Source organism: Dolichospermum circinale AWQC131C (assembly GCF_000426905.1).
GTDB lineage: Bacteria > Cyanobacteriota > Cyanobacteriia > Cyanobacteriales > Nostocaceae > Dolichospermum > Dolichospermum circinale.
In genome coordinates this window covers 1-605 of sequence record NZ_APIY01000468.1, presented here as the reverse complement: position 1 = coordinate 605, position 605 = coordinate 1, and the positions used below count along the sequence as shown (strand labels likewise).

Below are 605 nucleotides of genomic sequence, written 5' to 3'. Positions count from 1 at the left end.
AAGCTGACGTTAACCGTTAAGCTACTGGTAGTAGGACCTGTGCGGGTTAAGGTGTATTGTCCGGGATTTGGTGTTGTTCCTAGTACAGTTTCGGCAGCATCTGTATCTGTGGCAGCAACGGTGATTACAGGTAAATCATTATCAGCAATATTGACTGTGGCACTAGCTGATGTGCCGACGGTGTAGCCTGTTCCCGATGTGACAGTGAGGATGGCAGTTTCTGTGCCTTCTACCAAGGTGTCGTCAATGACGTTCAGGTCAACTAAGGCTGTGCTAGAACCTGCGGCAAAAGTGACAGTAGTAGGAATGGTTGTGTAATCCGCTCCATTGGTGGCTGTTCCGGTCATGGCGATATTCACCGTCAAGGCGCTGGTGGTCGGACCGGTGCGGGTGAGGGTATATTGACCATTGTTGGTGGGTTCGCCAGCATCGGCATCGGTGGCTGCTACTGTGATTACAGGTAAGGTAACACCGCCATCACCATAGATTTTGACATCATCAAGGTTCCACGAACTTACTGTAAATACACCAGTGCTAGTAACATTGAACCCGAAACGAATTTGAGTTGAGGCACTCTTGTAGGCACTAATATCAAATTGTTGAGG

Annotated in this window: 1 protein-coding gene; it reads right to left on the bottom strand. The window is 48.8% G+C overall.

Translation table 11 applies throughout. The annotated features are described in order from the left end of the window. Nucleotides 1-605 (bottom strand): Calx-beta domain-containing protein (locus ACIR131C_RS21500; RefSeq protein ID WP_035371324.1); only part of this gene is annotated, 605 nt, incomplete at both ends.